Origin of the sequence: Coleofasciculus sp. FACHB-712, assembly GCF_014695635.1 — a bacterium.
Taxonomy (GTDB): domain Bacteria; phylum Cyanobacteriota; class Cyanobacteriia; order Cyanobacteriales; family FACHB-T130; genus FACHB-T130.
Genome location: NZ_JACJOQ010000704.1, coordinates 1 through 2,693, shown reverse-complemented (window position 1 = coordinate 2,693; position 2,693 = coordinate 1). Strand labels below are relative to the sequence as shown.

The 2,693-nt window shown below is 42.8% G+C and carries 1 protein-coding gene and 1 pseudogene; both read right to left on the bottom strand.

Annotation, left to right across the window (positions count from 1 at the left end):
* On the bottom strand, positions 1-2,441 hold a 2,441-nt coding region (locus tag H6F50_RS26125; RefSeq protein ID WP_199292380.1), incomplete at its 3' end, for a CHASE2 domain-containing protein.
* 64 nt (positions 2,442-2,505) lie between these two features.
* A pseudogene (locus H6F50_RS26120) lies at positions 2,506-2,693 on the bottom strand (hypothetical protein); the annotation flags it as partial.

The window sequence follows — 2,693 nt, the reverse complement described above, 5'->3', positions numbered from 1 at the left end:
GCTAAACGAATATAATTCCAAAACAAAACTGTTGGTAAAAACCAAGGTAATAACATCGCCGCCGATATATAGATTTGCAAGGAGGCGATGATATAAATGGTTGTAGCCGTTCCTAACTTTATTACCCAGCGTTGCCGTTGATGAAGATTATCCTGTAACATCAGCGTTACGCCTTTCCCCAGCAATCCTGAAAGTAAAATCATCCATAAATCGGGGATAGGTATCACCAATCGCCGCGTTAATAAATGATGAAGCATATAAGCATGAGCTTCACCGCCAGGAAAATTTTCCTCCTCCCAACCGCGCCAGAAACCGACAGCTAAAGGAATCGCATAATTATCTTCATTTTCTCCTTCTAACCCGGCTCCTTTATATCCACCTGGAGTAATCAACACCACTTCATTCTTAAAGGTGTCTGGTACTTTTCCTTTTCCTAGGCAATCTCCTAGTAACTTACAGGCAGAAATGCGTTCGTAGGCAGATTCGGGGGGAATAGAAAAGTCAATAATTGGATGCAACCACGCTTGAATAAAATTTTGAGAAAAGCGGGTAAGTGAATGAAGGCGAATTTCTTGTAAAAAAGCTATTTTCTGGTTGGGTTGGCTTATTTGATTTAAATAGTTAATCGCTGAGGAATTAAAATTTGTTCGAGCCTGCAAATTGGGTTGCGGTAAATTCAGTGGTAATTCTTGATTCAACACATACGCTATAGCTAAGAGATAAGCAAAAGGATACATCTGTGAACTTTTGGGTTCTGCTGGCAAAAGTTCAACATACCAAGGGAAGAACATGATATCCCCTTCCAAACTCCAATTGAGGTTGGCAATATCCTTGCTTACCCCTGACCTAGGAGTGGATTCTCCCTCTCCAGAACCAAATACCAACCAAGTATTTTTATTAACAATATTCTGTACGAATTGCTTAAGTTTTAAACTGTTATTCGGTTGCTTCTTATCATCTAAGATATAATCGATGCCAATAGTTTTAGCTTCTAATTCAGAAACCCGATTCAAAAGTAATGCTACATAACGATAATCGATAGGGTAAATTTGTTTAATTTTATCCGCATCAGCTTTTAGAGATTCCTCATCAATTTGGATAAGTCGCACAGGTGAACTTCCTTTGGCTGGCACTTGGAAGGTGACTTTGCGATAGAAGGCTTGAAGTAAAATGCGCGGTTCTAATAATAAGTTTTGTACGGGCGGTAATAAACTTAAAAACAGGATAGCGCCTAGCCAACAGGCTTCTTTTTTCGTTGGCAACCAGCGGTTTAGTGTGTCAAAAAAGCCAAAAGGTTTAATGCAAAACAGCTCGGCTTCTGGATGCCGAAATAGGGAGGGAACCAGGTAAGCAGAAGGGTAGGAAAGATGCTTTTCCCGTTGTTTAAGAAATAAACTTGCCTCCAGCAAAGCTGAATGAACATCCTTGTATTGAGTCAAACTGGCGAGAAACTGCACCAAAAATTCTTGTGCTACCTGATTGTGAATCGGTTCCCGCATTACTGCTACCTGGCTCAATCCCAAGTTAATCAAGGATTCGGCAATATTCATACCACTACACGAGTTGAAAATTGCAAACTGAAGCCCCCGTTTTTTCGCCTGTTTCAGTGACTCTTCAATTTCCCAAATCGAGATTGAGGTGTGTGGTGCAATGCCTAATTCTCCACCCGTCAGGACAGTTTCATTACTGTGTCCGGCAAAAAATAAGATATCCCAACCTGGCTCCGATGCGATCGCTTTGAGGATCTCCATTTTGAGTGCATCAGCATCAAAAAATCGAGCCTCTATACTCTTAGGGATATTCAGTTCAGCTTTCCCCTGGTTCCGTTTCCAACCAATCAACTGGATATCTGCAACACGATCAAGCGATCGCAGTGCTTCTCGATCAGCTTCCAAATTCAAGCCAGTGTCATCCCCTAAAATCGCTAAAACCCTAGCTTTACGGCGAATCGGACGAACGGGTTCATTCAGAATATTGGCGGGAGTGCGAGCAATGCGTATTTGTTGAGTAGCACCCAAATCCGTCCCAATTTCCCAAATTTCCCACGGTAATCGCGCCAGTTCTAGAGGAGTGCAAGTCAGGAACACCTCAACCGTATGATGTTCCGGTTTATGAGCCGCCTTGACAATCTCGCGGCGAATACTAACTAATTCAGGAGTGAGCAACCAGTGTTGAAATTCTTCCCCTAGCTGAACCTCTGCATTCACCAGTTCGCGATGTCGATCAACTGGGAGAGTGCCTTTACCGCTGATGACCTTGTGCCCTCGCAGCCGCCTATAGTAGTTGAGATAGGCGCTTTGCCACTGTTCGTAACTCCTGGTCAGCGAGAGGGGATAATTCAGCTCTACAGAGAGTATTTTTCCTTTCCCCCAAGACAACTCAAAGTCGCAAACAGTGCCAACTTGCTTAACCCTAAGCTTAAAAACTATTCTATCCATCATTTAATTTTGGATTTTGGATTTTGCGGAGGTCGGAGTTGTCCTGCCTCTGATGATTTTCGAGAAGCTATAAAATAAATTCAAACGGCGGCAAAGTTTGAAATTCCCCAGTTTCCGAGGTAATGGTTGCGAGAAATTTATCTTGATAAGTCCCCGCCACTTGAGTAAAAATATAGTCCTCGTCCCCATCTAAGTGCAGTGTATCTTCTGCCAAAACTTCCACGCGATCGCTTACTCGCAACGTCATCTCATCGT